The organism is Collimonas sp. OK242, from assembly GCF_900107095.1.
Taxonomy (GTDB): Bacteria; Pseudomonadota; Gammaproteobacteria; order Burkholderiales; family Burkholderiaceae_D; genus Collimonas.
In genome coordinates, this window is sequence record NZ_FNOR01000009.1 from 166154 (window position 1) to 188342 (window position 22189).

Here is a 22189-nt window from a genome sequence, read left to right on the forward strand (position 1 = left end):
CAGCAGCGGCTGGATATTCTCGCCGATGGCAGCCGCAAGCCCTTCACACGTGAAAATTGCATTTCCAACAAGCCAACACGGCCTTAAACTTACGCTGAAAGCTGTAGATGGATAATAAACGGGAAGAAATCCGCATCCGGGGTGCGCGTACGCATAACCTCAAGAACATCAATCTGGATTTACCGCGCAACAAACTGATCGTGATCACCGGCTTGTCCGGCTCCGGCAAGTCGTCGCTGGCGTTTGACACGCTGTATGCGGAAGGCCAGCGGCGCTACGTCGAATCGCTGTCCTCCTACGCCAGGCAATTCCTGCAGTTGATGGAGAAGCCGGATGTCGATCTGATCGAAGGTTTGTCGCCGGCGATTTCGATTGAACAGAAAGCCACTTCGCATAATCCGCGCTCCACCGTTGGCACAGTGACGGAGATCCACGATTATCTGCGGCTGCTGTATGCACGCGTCGGCACGCCGTATTGCCCGGATCATCCGGAGAAACCGCTGGCGGCGCAGTCGGTGTCGCAGATGGTGGATGCGGTGCTGGCGATGCCGGAAGACACCAAGCTGATGATCCTGGCGCCGGTGGTGGCGAATCGCAAGGGCGAACATGTCGATCTGTTTGAACAGATGCAGGCACAGGGCTTTGTGCGCTTCCGCATCCAGAGCGGCACCGGCACCGCCAAGATTTATGAAGTCGACGATTTGCCCAAGCTGAAGAAGACCGAGAAGCACACTATCGATGTGGTGATCGATCGCTTGAAGGTGAAGGCCGACACCAAGCAACGGCTGGCGGAAAGTTTTGAAACCGCGCTGCGCCTGGCTGAAGGTCGCGCGATTGCGCTGGAAATGGACAGCGGCGCCGAGCACGTGTACTCCAACAAGTTTGCCTGCCCGATCTGCGGCTATTCGCTGCAGGAGCTGGAGCCGCGCCTGTTCTCTTTCAATAATCCGATGGGCGCCTGTCCGGAATGCGATGGCTTGGGCCATATCGAATTTTTCGATCCCAAGCGCATCGTCGCCTTCCCTAACCTGTCGCTGGCCAGCGGCGCGGTCAAGGGTTGGGACCGACGCAACCAGTTTTATTTCCAGATGCTGACCAATATCGCGGCGCACTACGATTTCGACATCGATGTGCCGTTCGAAAAGCTGCCGGAAAAATCGCAGCAAGCTGTGTTGTACGGCTCCGGCAAGGAAACCATTCCGTTCAGCTATGTCAATGAACGCGGCCGTACCGTGATCAAGGAACACACGTTTGAAGGGGTGGTCAACAATCTGCAGCGCCGTTATCGCGAGACGGATTCGATGGCGGTGAAAGAAGAACTGGCCAAGTTCATCAACGAAAAAGAATGCCCGTCCTGCCACGGCGCGCGATTGCGCGTCGAAGCGCGTTTCGTCAAGGTTGGCAACGGCAAACAGGAAAGAGCCATTTACGAAATCGCGGCGACGCCGCTGCGCGAGACTTTGTCGTTCTTCGAAAAGCTGAAACTGACAGGCGCCAAGAAAGAAATCGCTGACCGCATCATCAAGGAAATCGTTTCGCGCCTGACCTTCCTCAACAATGTCGGCCTCGATTACCTGTCGCTGGAACGCAGCGCCGACACCTTGTCCGGCGGCGAAGCGCAACGGATCCGGCTGGCTTCGCAAATCGGTTCCGGCCTGACTGGCGTCATGTACGTGCTGGATGAACCGTCGATCGGCTTGCATCAGCGCGACAACGATCGCCTGATCGAAACCTTGCGCCATCTGCGCGACATCGGCAATAGCGTGCTGGTGGTGGAACACGATGAAGATGCGATCCGCACCGCCGACTATGTGGTCGACATGGGACTGGGCGCCGGCGTGCACGGCGGCGAGGTGATTGCAGAAGGTACGCTGGATCAGATTCTCAAGAACAAAAAATCGCTGACGGCGAAATACCTGAACGGCACGCTGAAGATCGCGGTGCCGGAACAGCGCGTGCCGGCCGATCCTGATCGCCAGTTCATCATCACCGGCGCCACCGGCAACAACCTGAAGAACGTCACGATGAATTTGCCGGTCGGCTTGCTGACCTGCGTTACCGGCGTGTCCGGTTCGGGTAAATCGACACTGGTCAACGATACCTTGTATCACGCCGCGGCGCGTCACCTGTACGGCTCGCAAGCCGAACCGGCGGCGCATGAGTCGATCGGCGGGCTGGAGCATTTCGACAAGGTGATCTCGGTCGACCAGGCGCCTATCGGACGCACGCCGCGCTCCAATCCGGCGACCTATACCGGCTTGTTTACACCGATCCGCGATTTGTTCTCCACCGTGCCGATGGCCAAGGAACGCGGCTACAACGCCGGACGCTTCTCGTTCAACGTCAAGGGCGGCCGCTGCGAGGCTTGCCAGGGCGATGGCGTGATCAAGGTTGAAATGCATTTCCTGCCTGACGTGTATGTGCCTTGCGACGTCTGCCACGGCAAGCGCTACAACCGCGAAACGCTGGAAGTGCAATACAAGGGCAAGAACATTACCGAAGTGCTGGGCATGACGGTGGAAGAAGCTTACGAATTCTTCAAGCCGGTGCCGGTCATTGCGCGCAAACTGCATACACTGCTGGATGTGGGCCTCGGCTATATCCGGCTCGGCCAAAGCGCAACCACCTTGTCCGGCGGCGAAGCGCAGCGGGTCAAGCTGTCGCTGGAACTGTCGAAACGCGACACCGGCCGCACCCTGTACATCCTGGATGAGCCGACCACCGGCTTGCATTTCCATGATATCGATCTGCTGCTGAAGGTGATTCACCGCCTGCGCAACCAGGGCAATACCGTGGTCATCATCGAACATAACCTGGATGTCATCAAAACCGCCGACTGGCTGATTGACCTCGGGCCCGAAGGCGGCGCCGGCGGCGGCCGTATCATTGCTACCGGGACGCCGGAGCAGGTGGCGGCAAACGCGGCCAGCGTCACCGGCAAATATTTGGGGCCTTTGCTGCAGAAAAATAAATAATATAACGAGATAACCATGTCGACCAACACCACTCCGGCGCTGTCCGCAGCGCAAATCGCCGCCTTTCAAACAGACGGTTATCTGATCTTGCCGCGCATGGTGCCGGCCGCGGATTGCGAGCTGATGATCGCCACCGCCAATGACCATCTGGCGCAGGCGGTGGCGCCGCTGGAATACGAATCCGAAGTCGGCTACCCCGGCGCGCCAAAGTCGCTCGATAGCGTCGGCGGCCGCACTGCACGCCGCCTGCGCAATGCCTATCAGCGACACGACGCCTATCGCGCCTGGGCTCGCAATCCGCAGCTGGTGGCGATGCTGGAGCTGCTGCTGGGCGAGCCGGTATGCCTGACCTTATCGCATCACAATTGCGTGATGACCAAGCACCCGCATTTCGGCACCGCCACCGGCTGGCATCGCGATATTCGCTACTGGTCGTTCCCGCGCAACGAGTTGATCTCGGTCTGGCTGGCGCTCGATAGCGAGAACCAGAATAATGGCGGCCTGTGCTTCATTCCAGGTTCGCACCGCTTCGACGTCAAACCCGAACAGATGGACCAGCTGGATTTCCTGCGGCCGGAAATCGCCGCAAACCAGGCCTTGTTTGCACAAGGGAAAGCGGTAGAATTGCAGCAAGGCGATGTGGTCTTTTTCCATAGCGGACTGTTCCACGCAGCCGGCAGGAATAATACCGAAGCGGTCAAGGAATCGGTGGTATTTGCTTATCATGGACAAAGCAACCAGCCGGTGCCGGGCAGCCGTTCCGCCGCCTCGGAAGATATCCTACTGAGCCATTGAAGCCAGGTGCAAACGACGCGCGCGCGCCAAGGTTTCCGATTTCCGCTTTTGCAGCCAGATGGCGATCCCGGTAATCATGAACAAGAGCGGCAGCAGACCCAGGAACGCGACCAGTATCTTGCCCGGCAAACCCAGTATCTGACCGGTATGCAAGCCATACTGCACGCCCATGAAGGTATCGCCGGCAGAACCTTTTAGCGGATCCAGCGCGCGCAGCACATGGCCGTCCGCGGCATCGATAAATACCCGCACACTGCCGCCATCCTGGATGTCATCCGGCTTGCGCAAACGGACTTGGTAGATGCCGCGCTTCTCGTCACGCGCGATGCGCGCCGGCGTAGCGAGCGGCATGCTTGCCTGTGCCGCAGCCAGCGCTTGCTGCCAATTGATTTGCAGGACTTTCGGCTGGCTTTCAGCGGCCGAGCCCTTGGGCGGCGGCGTCAGCACCGACAGGCTGGAAACCAGCGGACGGGCGACGTCCGGCAAATTCATCACAGCGCCGGTAAAGGCCGTTATCACCAGCAATATTCCAGCGACCAGGCCTACCGTGCGATGCAGGTCGTACATCAGGCGAAAACTGCCGGCGCCGCGTTTGATCGACAGTGCCTTGCCCCAGCCATTGCGATGCTTGGGCCAGGCCAGTGCAAAGCCGATCAATAGCGTCGCTACCCACAACAAACCGAGGCTGCCGGAGATGATGGCACCGGGCTTGTCCAGCAACAGATAGCGATGCAAGCGGAATAGAAACGGCATCAGGTTTTGCGGCGCCAGGCCGACCGCTTTGGTATTGCGTTCACCGACTACGGTAGCGCTGAACGGATCGATAAATACCGTATCCACCGGCAGCTCGCCGTTCGGTTTGCGCGAACGCAGTTTTGCCTGGAGCGGCGCGGCGGCGTCCTGCCCCATGGCAAAAAAAGCCAGCCGCGCATGCGGATAATCGTGTTCAATCCGGGCTGCCAGCACATCGACAGGCTGCCGGCTGCTTGTGGCGCTGGCGGGGACGGCGAGATGGTAGAACTGCGGATTCAGCCAGGCATCGATGTCATCGTTAAACGCCAGCGCTGCGCCGGTCAGGCCAGCCATGACAAGAAACAGGGACAGCAACAAACCGCTGTAGCGATGTAATTTAACCAGCCAATGACGCATTGCTTTTTTCACAATCAAACTCGCTTACACCTTACATAAAGCGAGTATTGTAAATCTCGATTGAATGAGAATGGGTATTATTCTCAAAAATCTTCGTCACTGTGATGGCTGCTGCTGGCCCACGCTTGCAGCAAGCGCCCTTCGGCCCGGGAGATGGCATCTGCCGCACCACGCAGGACGACAATGTCTCCTGCCTGCAACACCGCCTCCGGGGTGATGGCAATACCGTTGCGGCCGCGCCGCAAAGCGGTGATCTCAGCGCCCATTTCCGGCAGGCCCAGCCAGGCCAGCGAGCGGCCGATGGCGCGAGCGCCTGGCGGCAAAGCCACTGAATGCAAGCGCACTTGCAAATGATCGGCGGCATCCGGCGCATCGTCGATGCCGTGGAAAAATCCGCGCAAGGTGGCATAGCGTTCATCACGCGTAGCCTGCACCCGGTGCACCACGCGGCGCAAGGGCACTCCCAGCAAGACCAGCGCATGCGAGGCCAGCATCAGGCTGCCTTCCATGGCTTCCGGCACCACTTCGGTGGCGCCGGCGGCGCGCAACTGGTCGAGATCGGTATCGTCGTAGCTGCGCACGATCACCGGCAGCGTCGGCGCCAGTTCGCTCACATGGTGCAGCACTTTCAGGGCGGACGGCGTGCTGGCATAGGTGATCACCAGGGCGGCGGCGCGATGCACGCCCGCTGCTACCAGGCTCTCGCGGCGCGAGGCGTCGCCATAAGAAACCTGGGCGCCGGCAGCGCGTGCGTCGCGCACGCGATCCGGATCGAGATCCAGCGCGTGGTAATCGATGCCTTCTTCCTTCAGCAGCTTGGCCAGGCTCTGGCCGCTGCGGCCGAAGCCGGCGATGATCACATGCTTCTTGGTTGCCATGGTGCGCGTTGCAATCTGGGTCAGGGCCAGCGACTGCATCATCCATTCGCTGGAAGACAGTTTCATCACGATCGCGTCCGATTTGGCCAGGACGAACGGCGCGGCCAGCATCGACAGCACCATGGACGCCAGGATCAGCTGGATCAGCAAAGGATCGATCAGTTGCAGGCCGCCGGCCTGATTCAGCAGCACGAAGCCGAACTCCCCTGCCTGCGCCAGCGCCAAGCCGGTGCGCAGCGCCACGCCGGTGGAAGAGCGAAAGACTTTTGCCAGCAAGGCGATCAATACGAACTTGAGAAACACGGGCCCTATCAGCAACAGCAATACCAGCCACCAGTGTTCCATTACCAGGCGCAGATTGAGCAACATGCCGACGGTGATGAAGAACAAACCCAGCAAGACGTCGCGAAACGATTTGATGTCTTCTTCCACCTGATGCTTGTATTCGGTTTCGGAAATCAGCATGCCTGCAATAAATGCGCCCAGCGCCAGCGACAAACCGGCGCGTTCGGTAATCCATGCGGACGCCAGCGTGATCAACAGCAGATTCAGCATGAACAGCTCTTGCGAGCGGCGCCGTACCACGATCTGGAACCAGCGCCGCATCAGTTTCTGGCCGAAGAACAGCAGCAGCGCCAGCAGCAGCACCGCTTTGCCGCTAGCCCAGGCCAGCGTCGCCAGCAAATTGCCGGAATGCTCGCTGAGCGCCGGCACGATAATCAGCAGCGGCACCAGCGCCAGGTCCTGAAACAGCAGAATGCCGATGATGCGGCGCCCGTGCTCGGTTTCCAGCTCCATTCTTTCCGTCAGCAACTTGGAGACGATGGCGGTGGACGACATGGTCAGCGCGCCGCCCAGGGCGAACGCCGCCTGCCAGCTGATATTGGTGAATTGCGGCAGGACGATCGCCATCAGCCAGCCGAAAAGCATGGTGGCGCCGATGGTCAGCAGCACCTGCGCCATGCCCAGTCCGAACACGATATGCCGCATGGCCGTCAATTTCGGCAGCGAAAATTCGAGTCCGATGGAAAACATCAAAAACACCACGCCAAATTCGGCCAGCGCGTGGGTGGTGGCGTTATCTTCTGCAAAGCCCAGCGCATGCGGGCCGATCAGGATCCCCACCACCAGATAGCCCAGCATGGGTGGCAAATGGAAGCTGCGAAAAGCTACCACCCCAAGTACGGCGGAGCCAAGCAACAAGATTGTCAGTTCAAGTCCGGAAAGCATTATTGGCAATCAATTAATTCAATATCAACATTATGTTGCGGCAACGCTAAATCGAAAAGGGCTGAAGACAGATTAATTGAAGCCGATGAAGACTGGCAAGTTTTTTGCTTTAGGATTTCGTTTATACTTTCGGGATGAGTCTATCCGATACCAAAAATTTGCCACACTCCCTGTCCAGGTCATTCGATGCCGGCCGTGCGCTAGAGCTTGCCCGCAGCACCCTGCAAATCGAAGCCGATGCCATTATTGCATTGAAAAACCGGATCTCGGACAACCTCAACGATCCCTTCGCCCAGGCAATTGGCTTGCTGCTCAATTGCAACGGCCGGGTAGTCGTGTCCGGCATAGGAAAATCCGGCCACATTGCCCGCAAGATCGCCGCGACGCTAGCCTCTACCGGCACCCCGGCGCTGTTCATCCATCCTGCCGAAGCCGCGCATGGCGATCTTGGCATGGTGACCGAGGACGATGCCTTCATTGCCATCTCCAATTCAGGCGAAACCGCCGAGCTGATGGCGATCGTGCCGATCATCAAACGCATGGGCGCCAGCCTGATCGCGATGACCGGCAATGACGGCTCGGCATTGGCGCAACTCGCCAACGTGCACCTGAATGTCAAGGTGGACCAGGAAGCCTGCCCCTTGAATCTGGCCCCCACCGCCAGCACCACCGCCACCTTGGCGATGGGCGACGCCTTGGCGGTAGCGCTGCTGGATGCGCGTGGCTTCCGCGAGGAAGATTTCGCCCGCTCCCATCCTGGCGGCGCACTTGGACGCCGTCTGCTGACCCATGTGCGTGACGTCATGCGCAGCGGCGAAGCAATCCCGGCGGTGACTGCGGATGTATCGCTGTCGATGGCCTTGCTTGAGATCACCCGCAAGGGGATCGCCATGACCGCCGTGGTGGACGAACATTTCCATGCCATCGGCGTGTTTACCGATGGCGATCTGCGGCGCCTGATCGAGCAGGTGCAAGATTTCACCAAGCTGACGATCGCCGACGTGATGCACGCCAATCCGCGCACCATAGGCCCCGATCAACTGGCGGTCGATGCGGTGCATATGATGGAGCAGTTCCGCATCAATCAGCTGCTGGTAAGCGATGCCGCCGGCAAGCTGGTCGGCGCGCTGCATATCCATGACCTGACCCGCGCCAAGGTGATCTGATGACGACCCTGGCTAGCCATGGCGAAAGCACCGATCTGACAGCGCGTGCCGCGCGGGTTCGCCTGATGATTTTTGATGTCGACGGCATCCTGACCGACGGCGGCCTGCTGTATGGCGCCGACGGCGAACAACTCAAACGCTTTAACGTGCTCGATGGGCATGGCATCAAACAGCTGCAGCAAAGCGGCGTCGCCACTGCGATCATCAGCGCACGCCAGTCGGCGATTGTCAGCCGTCGCGCCAGCGACCTCGGCATCGCCCATGTGCATCAAGGTGTGCATGACAAGCACGCAGCTTTTGCAGCGTTGCTGGCGCAACTGCAGCTGACGCCGGACGCATGCGGATTCATCGGCGACGATGTGATCGACTTGCCGATCCTGTCGCAAGTCGGTTTTGCCGCCAGCGTGCCGAACGGCCATCCAGACGTCAGAAGTCGCGTACACTACGTCACCCAGGCCGGCGGCGGCCACGGTGCCGCGCGTGAAATCTGCGACCTGATCATGCTTGCACAAAATACTTATGCCGGTGCATTGGCATCGTATCTGCACGTTACTTTGCGTGCAACTCCGCCAGGTACAGCATGAAAAATCTGCGCACCGCCTATCGCTTTCGCTTCCTGCTGTTGCTGATATTGCTCATCTTGCTGGCGCTCGGCAGTTTCTGGCTGGTGCAGGTGATGAACAAACATACCGAGGACTCGCAGCCGAAGGCGGCGCGCAGCGAGCCGGATTACTTCGTCGAGCATTTCAACTATGTACAAATGTCGCCCAGCGGACTGCCGCGCTACAACATCTCCGGCGATCTGCTGACGCACAATCCGGTGGACGATTCGTTTGATGTACAAAAGCCGCTGATCCATAGCCTGGATAAAGAAAAGCCGCCGATGAACCTGCGCGCGAACAGCGGCAAGATTGAAGACAACAATAGCAAGGTGCATTTATACGGCGACGTTAACGCGGATCGGCCCAAGACGCCGAAGGCAGATAATTTTCACCTGAAATCCGAGTATCTGCTGCTATTGCCAGACGACGATGTCATGCAATCAGACAAACCGGTGGAACTCACGCTGGGGCAATCGGTATTGCACGGCACCGGCATGGATTTCAACAATTCCACGCGCGTACTGAAACTGTTTAGCAAGGTGCATGGCGTGTTTCCGCCGACACCGCGTTGAGCGACGACGAATATGCACCCATTGCAATCCAGCGCGACCCATTTTATGCATACAGCTCTATCCTTTATTCAGGATTTTTCATGAAACGAATCTTTTTCATATCTCTGCTATTACTCGGCGTCAGCGTCGGCGCCGCCGGCGTGGCGCATGCGGAAAAAGCAGACTCCGAGAAACCGACGCTGATCGATTCCGACCAGCTTACTTATGACGACGTCAAGCAAGTCAACGTCGCCACCGGTAATGTGGTCCTGACGCGTGGCACGCTGCTGATGAAAGCCGATCGCGTAGTGGTGACCACCGACCCGTCGGGCTATCAATTCGCTACCTTGTATGCGGATCCGGGCAAGCTGGCGACGTTCCGTCAAAAGCGCGACGGCGGTCCGGACCTGTGGATCGACGGCCACGCCGAGCGTATTGAATACGACGGCAAGACCGAAGTCACCAAGCTGTTTTCGAAGGCCCAAATGCGACGCCTGCAAGGCGACAAGCCGACTGACGAAGTGAACGGCGAATTCATTTCCTACGACAGCCGCACTGAATTCTATTCAGTCAACAATACGGTCAACGGCACTAGCCAGTCTGGCGCCGGACGCATACGCGCAGTGATCCAGCCACGTCCGAAGGCGGCGCCATGACCGCGCCTAGCACCCTGATCGCCAAAGGTTTGCAAAAAAGTTATGGCGCGCGCCAGGTGGTGCATGACGTGTCGCTGGAAGTCCGGTGCGGCGAAGTGGTCGGTCTGCTGGGGCCGAACGGCGCCGGCAAAACCACTTCCTTCTATATGATCGTCGGCCTGGTGCCATCGGATGGCGGCGAGATCGATCTGGACGGCGTCGACATCTCGCGCCTGCCGATCCATCGGCGCGCAGTGCTTGGCCTGTCGTATCTGCCGCAGGAAGCATCGGTATTCCGCAAGCTGACCGTAGAAGACAATATCCGCGCCGTACTGGAATTGCAGCGCCCCAATGGCAAGGCGCTCACCAAGGCTGAGATCGACGAGCAGTTACATAAGCTGTTGCACGAATTGCAAATCGAAAAACTGCGTGAAAGCCAGGCCTTGTCGCTCTCCGGCGGCGAACGTCGGCGTGTCGAAATTGCCCGCGCGCTGGCGACCAATCCGCGCTTCGTCCTGCTGGATGAACCGTTTGCCGGGATCGATCCGATTGCCGTGATCGAGATCCAGCGCATCGTCCGCTTCCTCAAGGAGCGCGGCATAGGCGTGTTGATTACCGATCACAATGTGCGCGAAACCTTGGGCATTTGCGATCGCGCCTACATCATCAATCAGGGCAGCGTGCTGGCCAGCGGCAGTCCGGACGACATCATCGCCGACGAGTCGGTACGGCGCGTATATCTCGGTGAGCATTTCCGCATGTAACGTCACGAACGTGAGAACGATGTAATTGCAGGCAGCGTAATTCGCCGCACCACGGCTGCGCTTAAACTCCTTACAACAAATAATAGAAGTGAATTGTCCGCACGGTAGCCATGAAACAATCACTCCAGCTTCGCACTTCCCAGCATCTTGCGCTGACGCCTCAGCTGCAGCAGTCGATACGACTGTTGCAACTGTCTACGCTCGAACTGCATCAGGAACTGGAACAGATCTTGTCGGACAATCCGCTGCTGGAGAGGGTCGACGACCCGCTCGATAATTCCGTACGCCTGCTGGCGGACGGCGCCATCAGCGGCAGTACGTCAACCATGGATGCGCCGGTAGGCGATAGTGAGGTCAGCAGCTCGCCCAGCGAAAGCGAAGCCAGTTTAGATACGCCGGCGGCGGCGGATGGCAGCCCCGAAAACGGTGATAGCGGCGATAGCGAATGGAGTTTTGACGATATCGCACGCAGCTCAAAAACCTCGGACGACGAGGATGCGCGGCCGCAGCTGGGAGCCCACGAGTTGACCTTGCGTGAACATCTGCTGCAGCAAATGCGCGAAACGCTGCACGACATACGCGATCGGGCATTGGTCGAACTGACCATCGATGCGTTGGACGATAATGGCTACCTGGAAGAAACGCTGGAAGAAATTCTGGAGCGTCTGCCACCCGAGTTGGAGATCGCTATCGAAGAGTTGTCGATGGCGCTGAAAATGGTGCAAAGCTTCGACCCGGCAGGCGTCGGCGCACGTAACGCGGCGGAATGCCTGAGCTTGCAGATCAAGCGTTTTATCAAAGTGCCATTTGTCACGCGCCGCCTGGCATTGGCGATTGTACAAGATCACCTGATGCTTTTTGCGCAACGTGATTTCAACAGAATCAAGAAAGCGCTCGATTGCGACGACGAGGATCTGCGTGAGGCGCAGGCCGTCATCAAACAATGCAATCCCCATCCCGGCGCGCCCTTCGCCGCCAACACTTCAGACTATGTGGTGCCGGATGTGATCGTCAGGCGCAGCAAGCAAGGCTGGCAGGTAATGCTGAATAATGACGTCATGCCAAGGTTGAGGGTGAATGTCATGTATGCCAATATTCTGAAGCAAAGCAAGGGCGACGGTGCGCTCACTTCACAACTGCAGGAAGCCAAGTGGCTGATCAAGAATATGCGTCAGCGCTTCGACACCATCTTGCGCGTGGCGCAAGCGATAGTGGAGCGCCAGAGGAACTTCTTTTCTCATGGGGCGGTCGCGATGAGGCCGCTTGTGTTGCGTGAAATAGCTGATACACTGGGACTACACGAGAGCACTATTTCTCGTGTAACCACACAGAAATACATGCTTACTCCCCATGGGATGTTTGAACTGAAGTATTTCTTCGGCAGCCATGTTGCTACTGAGGCAGGTGGAGAGGCTTCCTCAACGGCAATCAGGGCACTCATTAAGCAATTGATAGGAGCGGAAGATTCAAAAAATCCTTTCTCTGACAGCAAGATTGCCGACATGCTTGCGGAACAAGGTATGGTGGTCGCCCGCCGCACCGTCGCAAAATATCGCGAAGCTCTGAAAATTCCGTCTGTTAATCTTCGCAAGGCTTTGTAGTTTTTTTCTGGTTTGATTGTAAAGCTTACCCTTGCTGTGTTTGGATCAAGCGGGTTTCATTGAGTTTTAGTTGATTCTTGCCAGGACAGTTCCTCTTGAACCGTTCGCCTAAAGATTCAGCCTATTCTGTTCCGGACCGCCAGCAATATTCTTGATAGGAGCGCTGTATGAACTTCACCATCAGTGGGCATCACCTCGAATTAACCCCCGCCATTCGCGAATATGTACAAAGCAAACTAGAGCGTATCAAACGCCACTTCGACCAGGTCATCGATATCAGCGTGATTCTGACCGTCGACAAAATCACTGAAAAAGAAAAGCGCCAAAAAGCGGAAATTAATCTGCGCGTAAAAGGAAAAGATTTGCATGCTGAAAGTATTGCTCACGATCTTTATGCCGCCATTGATGCACTGGTCGACAAGCTCGATCGCCAGGTGATCAAATACAAGGACAAGATGCAGGACCATCAGCACGATGCTATCAAGCATCTGCCGGAAGAACTCCCCGCCGCGACCTGAACCCGGTCGCCGAGCGCGCGCTGCATAGCTCACGCCAATCAATGAACAAGGGCGCAGTCAATGCGCCCTTTGTTATTGGTCAAGCTGATTATTAATAAATCATATTATTATTGTTGAAGTGCTCTTCCGCGCCTACTTAAGCGCACCAAAGACCTTGCCGATAATCGCACTGCCCGCACCGACAGGATCCTGGCGAATCGCTTTCTCTTCCTCGCCGATTACAGTGTACAAGCCATCCAGCGCGCGTTGGGTAACATAGCCCTCCACGGTGCTTTGCTGAGCCGGCACCATGCCGGTTTTACCGACTTGTCCCATGACCGCGTTATATTGCGCCGACAGGCCGTTGCGATCGGTCACGCCTTTGACGATAGGCAGGAATTTCTGTCCCAATTGCGCCGACGTCTTTTGTTTGAAAAAATCGGTCACCGACGTATCGCCGCCGGTCAGGATATTTTTTGCATCTGTCACCGACATCGATTTGACCGCATTCAACAGCAAGGGCTTGGCCAATGGTACTGCCTGTTCCGCCGCATGATTCATCGACACCACCAGATCGTCCAGTTTCTGTCCCTGGCCAGTCATCCTCAACAGAGGCATGGCTTTATCGAGCACGCTGGGCAAGCCGATCTTGACCTTGTCATTATTCAGGAAGCCATTTTCGACGCCTAGCTTGGACACCGCAACATCCGCGCCTTTTTGCAGCGCAGCTTTCAGGCCGCTGCTGGCGTCCTGGTTACTCAGGTCGCTTATCGATAAAGCCAGCGCGGCTGATGCAGTTACCGCCAGAGCGACTGTCAATGCTGTTTGGTATGCGCGACGCATAATTGATCCTCATGAAGTTGGACGGAGTTGGACGAATACCCGCAAAGTCTAACGCAACTGCTTGCGATTACTCAAAATCACTGCGGTGCGAAGGTTAAAGATGTCCTTCGTCCACCAGAAACAAACGCCGGTGCTCACGTATCGCATAGCGGTCGGTCATGCCGGCGATGTAATCGGCAATCGCGCGCGCTTGCTGCTGCGGATTGCTCTGCCCGAGCTGATAGTCGGGCGGCAGCAGATTCGGCTCGGCGCTGAAACATGCATACAATTCGGCTACGATGCGGCGCGCCTTGGCGGTCATCCGGTTGACCAGATAGTGGCGGTAAAGATTTTCGCGCAAGAAGCGTTTCAGCAAAGCGGCTTGCTGCGCCATGCCATCGGAAAATGCGATCAAGGGTGGCGCATTACGTACATCGTCGACGCTTTGCAGACGCGCATCCAGGATGCGTTGTTGCGATGTCTGGATCAGGTCGGTGATCAAGGCATTGATCATGCGCCGCACCGTTTCATTGATCGCACGGCGCCCGCTCAGACCCGGGAACAGCGACTCGACCTGGCGGCTGTGCGTGGCATAGAACTCAATCTGGTTCATCTGCTCCAGCGTCAGCAAGCCTGAGCGCAAACCGTCGTCGACATCGTGGTTGTTATAAGCGATCTCATCTGCCAGATTGGCGACTTGCGCTTCCAGCGTCGGTTGCTTGCGTTGAATGAAGCGCTCGCCGATATCGCCCAGTTTCTTGGCATTGGCCAGCGAACAATGTTTCAGAATACCCTCGCGGGTTTCGAACATCAGGTTCAAGCCGTCAAAAGCGCCGTAGCGCTGTTCCAGCTGATCGACCACACGCAGGCTTTGCAAATTGTGTTCGAAGCCGCCGTGGGCTTCCATGCAGTCATTCAAGGCATCCTGGCCGGCATGGCCGAATGGCGTGTGCCCCAGATCGTGGGCCAGTGAAATGGCTTCCACCAGATCTTCGTTCAAGCGCAGGTTGCGCGCAATCGAACGGGCGATTTGCGCCACTTCGATGCTGTGCGTCAAACGCGTGCGGAACAGATCTCCCTCGTGATTGACGAATACCTGAGTCTTGTATTCCAGCCGGCGGAATGCGGTGCAATGGATGATACGGTCACGGTCACGCTGAAACTCGCTGCGTGCGCTAGGCGGCGCTTCCTCGAACAAACGTCCTCGCGACAGCGCAGAATGTGCGGCATAGGTTGCGAGAGACGTTTCCTGGTTCATCGCGGCATGTCTCCGGAAGCTAGTTGTCGCAATGTCGCCAGCAACGCATCTTGCGGTGCGGTGGCGATCAGATGACCGCCCAGGGGTTTCATCAAAATGAACTTTATCTGGCCGTCTTCGTTCTTCTTATCGATCTGCATCAGTTCCAGCCAGCGCTGGGCGCCCAGGTTGGGCGCTTCGGTCGGCAAACCGGCGGCGCGCACCAGTGCGCAAACCCGTTCCTTGTCGATGGCGCTGATATGTCCCAATCGATGCGACAGATCCGCCGCCATCACCATGCCGCAACCGACCGCTTCGCCATGCAGCCATTTACCGTAGCCCAGGCCGGACTCAATCGCGTGGCCGAAGGTGTGGCCGAAATTCAGGATCGCGCGCAAACCGCCCTCGCGCTCGTCTTGCCTGACGACGTCAGCTTTCAGTTCGCAGGAACGGCGGATGGCATAAGCCAGGGCGGCGTTATCGCGCGCCATCAGCTTGCCGATGTTGTCCTCTATCCATTTGAAAAATGCGGCGTCGATCACAGCCCCGTATTTAATCACCTCCGCCAGCCCGGCCGACAGCTCGCGCTCCGGCAGGGTATGCAAGGTCATGGTATCGGCGATCACGGCTTGCGGCTGATAGAAAGCGCCGATCATGTTCTTGCCCAGCGGATGATTGATGCCGGTTTTCCCGCCCACGGAAGAATCGACCTGCGCCAGCAGGGTAGTCGGAATTTGCACGAATGGCACGCCGCGCATGTAGGCCGAAGCAGCGAAACCGGTAAGATCGCCGATCACCCCGCCGCCCAAGGCGATCAGGGTGGTCTTGCGATCGCATTTCGCGCTCAGCAGGCGATCGAAGATCTGCATCAGGCTAGCCCAGTTCTTTTCTTCTTCGCCGTCCGGCAACACGATTTCCAGCACGCTCTTGCCGGCATCTTTCAATGCCTGGCTAAAACCTTGCAGATACAAGGGTGCGACGGTGGTGTTGGTCACCACGGCGACCTGCTTGCCCGTGATCAGGCGGGCGATGCGCTCGCGGTCGTTCAACAGCGACGGCCCGATCTCGATCGGATAGCTGCGTTCGCCCAGTTCTACCTGGAGCGTGACGGTTGGCGCTGAGGCCGGGAGGGTCGACGGTTGATTCATAGAAAAATTTGATGAAATAGGGACGCTGGCGCCAGCCTGGCTAAGTGTACCCGCTTGCGGTTCTTGTTCAAGCTGGTCTGGCAACTGGTTTGGCAACAATTCCAGCTGGCTCAAAATGCTGTGCACCAGGAATTGTACGTTAGGTCGGCCGGTGTCGATGACAATGTCGGCCACCTCGCGATAATAGGGCTCTCTCTGGCGCGACAGTTCTTCAAGGCGTCGGCGCGGATCGGCAGTTTGCAATAGCGGCCGGTTTTTATCGCGGCTGGTGCGTTGCAGGATGTTATGAATGCTGGCACGCAGGTAAATCACGGTGCCGCGGCTTTTAAGATATTCGCGATTTTCAGGCCGCATGACGGCGCCGCCGCCAGTGGCCAGCACGATGCCGCGCCGGCCGCTCAGGTCACGTATCACCTCCGTCTCGCGCTGACGGAAGCTCTCTTCGCCTTCTATTTCGAAAATCAAAGGAATCGAGACGCCGGTACGCGCCTCGATTTCGTGATCCGAATCAATGAATAGCTTGTTGAGTTTTTTTGCCAGGGCACGGCCAACCGTAGTCTTGCCCGCGCCCATCAGGCCTACCAGAAAGATATTGCCTGTGTACCGCACCATTTCACCACTCAACCTTTTGCTCAAAATGCTGACACCGGCGTCTAACCGGTGCCTTCTGTGCAATTACTGCCCAGAGATACGGTCGATGACAATCTTCGGTGTCAGGAAAATCAATAATTCAGTTCGCTTGTTAACAATTGCCGTTTTCTTGAAAAGATAACCCAGAACCGGAATATCTCCAAGTAGCGGCACTTTATCAACATTATTTGAAATTTGCTGGGTAAAGATGCCGCCAATCACCACCGTGCCGCCATTTTCAACCTGCACCTGGGTCTGGACATGCTTGGTATTGATCGAAACGCCGCCAGGAACGACCTGGCCCACACTGTCGTTGGTTACATCCACTGTCAAAATGACATTGCCGTCCGGGGTAATCTGCGGGGTCACTTCCAGCTTCAGGTTAGCCTTCTTGAACTCTACGGAGGTAGCGCCGCTACTGGTTGCATTTTGGTAAGGGATTTCAGTACCTTGTTCAATCAAGGCCTTTTGCTGATCCGCCGTAACCACACGTGGGCTGGAGATGATCTTGCCTTGCCCTTCCGCTTCCAGTGCCGACAACTCCAGGCTGATGAATTTCGACGCGGCCGAATTAAACAAGGTCAGAGCCACCGAACCAGCTGTACCGGTACTAGGACTGGCGGGCAGGTTCACCGAATTCCCTGAAGTTAGGGGAACTGTGCCAGTCGTTGTTGTCGCATTTTGCGAGCCTCCGGAGGAGACGTTCTTGCTGTTGAAGCCAAATCCAAGCTTGGCGCCAAGATCGCGGCTGAAGCCATCATTCGCTTCGACCATACGTGCCTCGATCAAGACTTGCCGCGAGGCGACATCGATTTTTTGAATCAGATTGCGAATGTTCTGCAAGGTAGTCGGCGTATCGGTCACGAACAATTGATTGGTGCGCGGGTCGATCACGGCGCTGCCGCGACTAGACAAGATGGAATTCTTCTTCTTGCCGGCAGCCCCGCCGCCGGCATCATCGATCCCGAATACTTTCTTGAAGGCTTCGGCTTTCTGATAATTCAGCTGGAATGACTCGGTACGCAGTGGCTCCAGTTCCGCAATTTGCGAACGCTGCTCAAGCTCCAGCTTTTCCTTGGTCAATAATTCGTCTTTCGGCGCGATCCAGATGACCGAACCGTTTTTACGCATATCCAGGCCCTTGGCTTGCATCACGATATCCAAAGCCTGATCCCAAGGAACGTCTTTCAGGCGCAAGGTCAGATTGCCGCCGACGGTATCGCTGGTAATGATGTTCAGACCGGTAAAGTCGGCAATCACCTGCAACACCGAGCGCACTTCCACGTTCTGGAAATTCAGGGACAGCTTGTCGCCGTGATAACCTTGCGTACCTTGCGCCAGCTTGTTCGGGTCTTCCTTGAGCGGCTTGACTTCGATCACCAGCTGGCTGTCGCTTTGATAAGCGCTTTGTTCCCAAAGACCTTTCGGCTCGATGATCATGCGTACATTTTCACCCTGGGTCACAGTCGTGATGGTTTTGACCGGCGTACCGAAATCACCGACATCAAGCTTGCGGCGCAAGACATCCGGCAAACTGGTCTTCAGGAAATCCACCACGATCGTCTGGCCTTGCTGGCGCACATCGACGCCGACCTGAGTGTTCGGCAAATCAATCACGACCCGGCCTTCACCCGCAGTGCCGCGACGGAAATCGATATCGCGCAGGGCCGGTTTGCCGTTTAACAAGGGTGCCGGCGCTGCTGCCCCGGCTCCGGCTACCGCCGCAGTCGCCGCCGCTGGACGCACCGGGATGCCAACAGCATTGACCGGGGTTGCCAGACCGCCGGAACCGTCGATAGTGACGATCAAGGCATTGCCGTCCATCGCGGTGGCATACGACAAAGTGCGTTTCAGGTTGAATACCAAACGCGAGCGATCGTCAGCTTGCGCCACGACCACATTACGTACATCGCCCAGACTGATGTCTTGCGAGGTTTTGCCGGTGGCGTTGCCGACGCCGATAAAATCAAAAGCGATGCGGGCTGGACTGATCACCGAAAACGCCGTCGGCTGTGCATTTAAAGGACGCTTGAAACTAATCTTGACGATGACGTTGGCGCCCTGCTGATTGGCATTGATGGATGTAATGGCATTATCTTCGGCCGCCATTACCGATGTTCCGCTTGCCAGTAAACACACCAGCGCAACAAACATCAATACCTTCTGTCGCATCACGCTCAGCCGGCTTACGCTCAGGTTAACGAATTTTTTTCCTGCTGCAATCATTTTGTGCTCTCCTGCAACGCTAACTTGGCTTCGCGCTCGACCCATTCGCCGGACGCATCTTGTACGATTTCTTTCAAAATTACTTCGGACTCAGTGATCTTGGTAACCATGCCGAAATTCTGTCCCACGTAATTCCCCACCTTGGCTTGGAACACGGTCTTGTCGACTTGCAGCAAGCCATAGCTCAAACCCACTTTTTGCAAGGTTCCGACCATCTTGATCGTATCCAGCGGATAGTTTTCCAGCGTTTCACGGCGGCGATCCAGGTTCGGCTTCAAGCCGGTTGAATTGCCGCGCAATTTGGCCAGCGCCACCAGCAACTTGTTGGGGTTGTATGGATCGACGCTGGTCGCGCTGGCATACGTGAAAGGGATGAACTTTTTCGGTTCGGTCAGCTTAGGAATCCCGACCTTGGTATGGCTCTTGACATCGGCCATCCACTCTTTCAATTCCGGCACGCCGCTGTCACCGCAACCTGACAAAGTTGAGATGAATACGACAAAAAATGTCACCTGGGTCAGACGCCCAATGCGAAAAAACGTCATTTTTGACCTTTCTGCTTAGCTTCATCGGTGGCCTTGCGCTGCGCCACCACTTCGTCCTTATCCAGGTACCGGAAGGTCTTGGCAATCGCATCCAGGCTCAGCGTGCCATCTTTGCCGGTTACCAGGCTCATGTTATTCAGGGTTACGATGCGCGGCAGGTTGGCGATGTCGCTGGCGAACGAACCGACATCGTGATAATTGCCAGTTACCTTGATATTGATCGGCAGTTCGGCGTAGTAATTCTTCACCACCACCTGGCCTGGCTTGAACAATTCAAACTGCAGCCCGCGTCCCAGCCCGGCCTGATTGATATCGGACAGCAGCGCATCCATCTCCGCCTTGCTCGGCAATTGCTTTTCCAAGGTGGCGACGTAATCGGCTACCTGCAGCTTTTGCTTTTGCAATGCTTCCAGATTGATGGCTTGCTGGATTTTCGACTTGTACTGATCTTTCAGCTGCACTTCCTGCTGTTCGCCAGCGCTGAGCTCATCTTTTTGATCGCTCCAATAAAAAAACCAACCCACCAGCAGCACCAGCAGGAATACCCCGACCCCGGATAAAACACGAGGAACTATCGGCCATTGACCAGGATGGCGGCCATTCAATCCGCGAAACTGCGCGCTCAGCGAGGCGCCCAAATTATTCAGATCCGTCATTTGGCGTCTTTCAAAGTTGCTTTTGGTGCAGCCGCAGCGCCGCCGGCAGCTGAAGTAGCCGCCCCGGCTGCCGCAGTTTTCGGCGTTGCAGCGGTATCTTTAGCGTCCTTGTCAGACGGCCGTTTGATGCCGACATTGACGGTGAAAGAGAACACATGCTTGCTATCGCGGCCGGTACCGATATTGGCGGAACGGATCTCGATCAGGTCGGGGTGCTCCAGCCAGGCCGAGTTGTTACCCAAATTGCGCAGCAATTCAGACACCCGCTCATTCGACTGCGCATAACCGTTCAACGCTACCCGCTGCCCTTCCTGCTTGAAGGAATTCAGATAGACGCCTTCCGGCACCTGTTTGACCAATTCATCCATCAGATACACAGGCTGGTTGCGATCGCTCTGCAGATCTTCCACAGCTTGCTGGCGCGCCTTCAATGCCTCGATTTCCTGCTTAAGAGTGGCAACTTCCTTGATTTCGCCGTCCAGACGCTTGTTTTCTGCCGTAATGAAACGGTTGCGCTCAGCCTGGTTAGCAATACTGCTGGCGATAAATGCGCCGACCACCAGCACCGTTACCAAGCCGATAACTGCGGACAATGCCAGCATGGCGAAATAAGCATTCTTGCGCTGTTTGCGCTTGGCTTCACGGTGCGGCAGTAAGTTAATCTTAATCATCAGCCAAACCTCCGCATGGCAAGACCGCAGGCAACCAGGTAAGACGGTGCATCCATGCGCAATTGTTTTTCCCTCACGTTCGGCCCCAGTTGCATGCCGGTAAACGGACTGACAACCGAGGTGGAAATCTTGGCGCGTCCGGCCACCACCTCAACCAGGCCGGGAATAGTGGCGCAGCCGCCAGCCAGGAACAGCTGGTCGATGCGGGTGTACGGCGTCGAGGTAAAGAAGAACTGGATCGCCCGCGTGACTTCCAGCGCAGCGCTCTCCAGGAACGGGTTGAGCACCTCTTGTTGATAGCCCTCAGGCAGATCGCCGCTGCGCTTTTTGGCATCCGCCTCTTCGTACGACAAGCCATAGGCGCGCACGATATCCTGAGTCAGCTGATTGCCGCCAAACGGCTGCTCGCGCTCATAAATCAGCTGGCCGTCCAGCAAAGCCGATACGTGCGTGGTTTGCGTGCCGATTTGAAACAGGCCGACAATCTGCCCTTGCCCGGCTTTCGGCAATTGTCCGATGATGCGGTTAATCGCCGCGCGCGCTGCGTAGGACTCGATGTCCATCACGGTAGGCTTGAGGCCAGCCGCCTCTGCCACCGCCACACGGTCTTCGACCTTTTCCTTACGGGTGGCCGCCAGCAGCACTTCGACGTCGTCCGGCGAATGCTGCGCCGGGCCGATGACGTCAAAATCCAGACTCACCTCATCCAGCGCAAACGGAATATATTGGCTCGCTTCGGATTCGACCTGCATCTCTAGCTCTTCTTCCAGCATGCCGCTGGCCAGAATGATCTTTTTGGTAATCACCGATGCCGGCGGCATGCCTAAAGCCACCAGCTTGGTGCTGGAGCCGCTTTTTTTCCACAGCCGCCGCACTACCTCCGTGACTTGCTCGATATTTTCAATGTTGCCGTCCACCACTGCGCCACGCGGCAATGGTTCCGAGGCGAAGCGGTCAAGACGCAATTGATCCTTGCCCGTCTCGGACAACTCAACCAGCCTGACGCCCGACGTACTAATATCAATCCCCACCAGAGGCGGGTTCTTTTTACCGATCAGCGATCCAAGATCTAATGCCAAGAGCATTTCTCCCGAGTATGTATTATTTGGGGAACATTCTGCCTGCAAGGCGATCCCATTAACGGGATTCCGTCTCGAAGTTAGGAAAAACCTGTAAAACAGGGCTTACAGCAATGTTAAATTTTATAAGGTGAAATCGTAGCAATAAGAGTGTGGTGCTGTAAAGAAATTTCCACATGGCAATTGTTAAAGTGACACTGAAATCAGCCCCACCGTGACTCCATTCATATAAATTTGTTTTTCACCGACAATTTCTGTCTGAATTACGCAACGTAGCTTGCTGTTCATCAAGAACGCATGATGCAGAGCAAGTTTTGAGCCAAGGGGGTATT

19 protein-coding genes are annotated in these 22189 nt (G+C 56.7%); 9 read left to right on the top strand and 10 right to left on the bottom strand.

Going from position 1 to position 22189, the window contains the following annotated elements; translation table 11 throughout:
- The first annotated feature begins 107 nt into the window (after positions 1-107).
- Positions 108-2975 (top strand): excinuclease ABC subunit UvrA, encoded by a 2868-nt coding sequence (gene uvrA / locus BLV81_RS11960; RefSeq protein WP_092356194.1) that lies wholly within the window; start codon positions 108-110, stop codon positions 2973-2975.
- 15 nt (positions 2976-2990) lie between these two features.
- Positions 2991-3770, top strand: a complete 780-nt coding sequence (locus BLV81_RS11965; RefSeq protein WP_092356197.1) for a phytanoyl-CoA dioxygenase family protein — start codon at positions 2991-2993, stop codon at positions 3768-3770.
- Here the strand turns inward: BLV81_RS11965 and BLV81_RS11970 are convergent.
- Both BLV81_RS11970 and BLV81_RS11975 read right to left on the bottom strand, forming a co-directional pair.
- The gene (locus BLV81_RS11970; protein WP_143036324.1) at positions 3756-4931 is read right to left on the bottom strand and encodes a PepSY-associated TM helix domain-containing protein; all 1176 of its coding nucleotides are present in this window, start codon (positions 4929-4931) and stop codon (positions 3756-3758) included. The two genes, BLV81_RS11965 and BLV81_RS11970, sit on opposite strands and share 15 nt — an antisense overlap.
- Positions 4932-5002: 71 nt before the next feature.
- Complete coding sequence (locus BLV81_RS11975; protein ID WP_092356203.1) at positions 5003-7027, bottom strand: monovalent cation:proton antiporter family protein; 2025 nt, start codon at positions 7025-7027, stop codon at positions 5003-5005.
- Between the two features lie 134 nt (positions 7028-7161).
- Here BLV81_RS11975 and BLV81_RS11980 point away from each other — a divergent pair, with 134 nt between their 5' ends.
- The 7 genes from BLV81_RS11980 (at position 7162) to hpf (ending at position 12864) form a co-directional block, all read left to right on the top strand.
- Positions 7162-8193: a KpsF/GutQ family sugar-phosphate isomerase gene (locus BLV81_RS11980; RefSeq protein ID WP_092356206.1), complete on the top strand. Its 1032-nt coding sequence runs from the start codon at positions 7162-7164 to the stop codon at positions 8191-8193.
- Complete coding sequence (locus BLV81_RS11985) at positions 8193-8777, top strand: KdsC family phosphatase (protein ID WP_092356209.1); 585 nt, start codon at positions 8193-8195, stop codon at positions 8775-8777. Before BLV81_RS11980 ends, BLV81_RS11985 begins: the two co-directional genes overlap by 1 nt.
- A complete protein-coding gene (gene lptC, locus BLV81_RS11990; protein WP_092356212.1) occupies positions 8774-9367 on the top strand; it encodes an LPS export ABC transporter periplasmic protein LptC in 594 nt (197 codons plus the stop codon). The genes BLV81_RS11985 and lptC overlap by 4 nt, the downstream gene beginning before the upstream one ends.
- 80 nt (positions 9368-9447) lie before the next feature.
- Positions 9448-10002 (top strand): lipopolysaccharide transport periplasmic protein LptA, encoded by a 555-nt coding sequence (lptA, locus tag BLV81_RS11995; RefSeq protein WP_176992825.1) that lies wholly within the window; start codon positions 9448-9450, stop codon positions 10000-10002.
- Positions 9999-10745, top strand: a complete 747-nt coding sequence (lptB, locus tag BLV81_RS12000; RefSeq protein ID WP_092356218.1) for an LPS export ABC transporter ATP-binding protein — start codon at positions 9999-10001, stop codon at positions 10743-10745. The genes lptA and lptB overlap by 4 nt, the downstream gene beginning before the upstream one ends.
- 110 nt (positions 10746-10855) lie before the next feature.
- Complete coding sequence (locus tag BLV81_RS12005) at positions 10856-12346, top strand: RNA polymerase factor sigma-54 (RefSeq protein WP_092356221.1); 1491 nt, start codon at positions 10856-10858, stop codon at positions 12344-12346.
- Positions 12347-12513: 167 nt separating this feature from the next.
- Complete coding sequence (gene hpf / locus BLV81_RS12010; protein ID WP_092356224.1) at positions 12514-12864, top strand: ribosome hibernation-promoting factor, HPF/YfiA family; 351 nt, start codon at positions 12514-12516, stop codon at positions 12862-12864.
- Between the two features lie 132 nt (positions 12865-12996).
- Here the strand turns inward: hpf and BLV81_RS12015 are convergent, their stop codons facing one another.
- The 8 genes from BLV81_RS12015 to BLV81_RS12050 all read right to left on the bottom strand — a co-directional run bounded on the left by BLV81_RS12015 (position 12997) and on the right by BLV81_RS12050 (position 21857).
- A complete protein-coding gene (locus BLV81_RS12015) occupies positions 12997-13686 on the bottom strand; it encodes a DUF4197 domain-containing protein (RefSeq protein ID WP_092356227.1) in 690 nt (229 codons plus the stop codon).
- Positions 13687-13780: 94 nt separating this feature from the next.
- A complete protein-coding gene (locus BLV81_RS12020) occupies positions 13781-14923 on the bottom strand; it encodes a deoxyguanosinetriphosphate triphosphohydrolase (RefSeq protein WP_092356230.1) in 1143 nt (380 codons plus the stop codon).
- Positions 14920-16662: a bifunctional shikimate kinase/3-dehydroquinate synthase AroKB gene (aroKB, locus tag BLV81_RS12025; protein WP_092356233.1), complete on the bottom strand. Its 1743-nt coding sequence runs from the start codon at positions 16660-16662 to the stop codon at positions 14920-14922. Before aroKB ends, BLV81_RS12020 begins: the two co-directional genes overlap by 4 nt.
- 63 nt (positions 16663-16725) lie before the next feature.
- Complete coding sequence (pilQ, locus tag BLV81_RS12030; protein ID WP_255365151.1) at positions 16726-18906, bottom strand: type IV pilus secretin PilQ family protein; 2181 nt, start codon at positions 18904-18906, stop codon at positions 16726-16728.
- The gene (locus BLV81_RS12035) at positions 18903-19451 is read right to left on the bottom strand and encodes a pilus assembly protein PilP (RefSeq protein ID WP_092356239.1); all 549 of its coding nucleotides are present in this window, start codon (positions 19449-19451) and stop codon (positions 18903-18905) included. Before BLV81_RS12035 ends, pilQ begins: the two co-directional genes overlap by 4 nt.
- A complete protein-coding gene (locus tag BLV81_RS12040; RefSeq protein ID WP_092356242.1) occupies positions 19448-20107 on the bottom strand; it encodes a type IV pilus inner membrane component PilO in 660 nt (219 codons plus the stop codon). Before BLV81_RS12040 ends, BLV81_RS12035 begins: the two co-directional genes overlap by 4 nt.
- Positions 20104-20778, bottom strand: a complete 675-nt coding sequence (locus BLV81_RS12045; protein WP_092356245.1) for a PilN domain-containing protein — start codon at positions 20776-20778, stop codon at positions 20104-20106. Before BLV81_RS12045 ends, BLV81_RS12040 begins: the two co-directional genes overlap by 4 nt.
- Complete coding sequence (locus BLV81_RS12050) at positions 20778-21857, bottom strand: pilus assembly protein PilM (protein ID WP_255365152.1); 1080 nt, start codon at positions 21855-21857, stop codon at positions 20778-20780. Before BLV81_RS12050 ends, BLV81_RS12045 begins: the two co-directional genes overlap by 1 nt.
- Positions 21858-22189 lie beyond the last annotated feature (332 nt).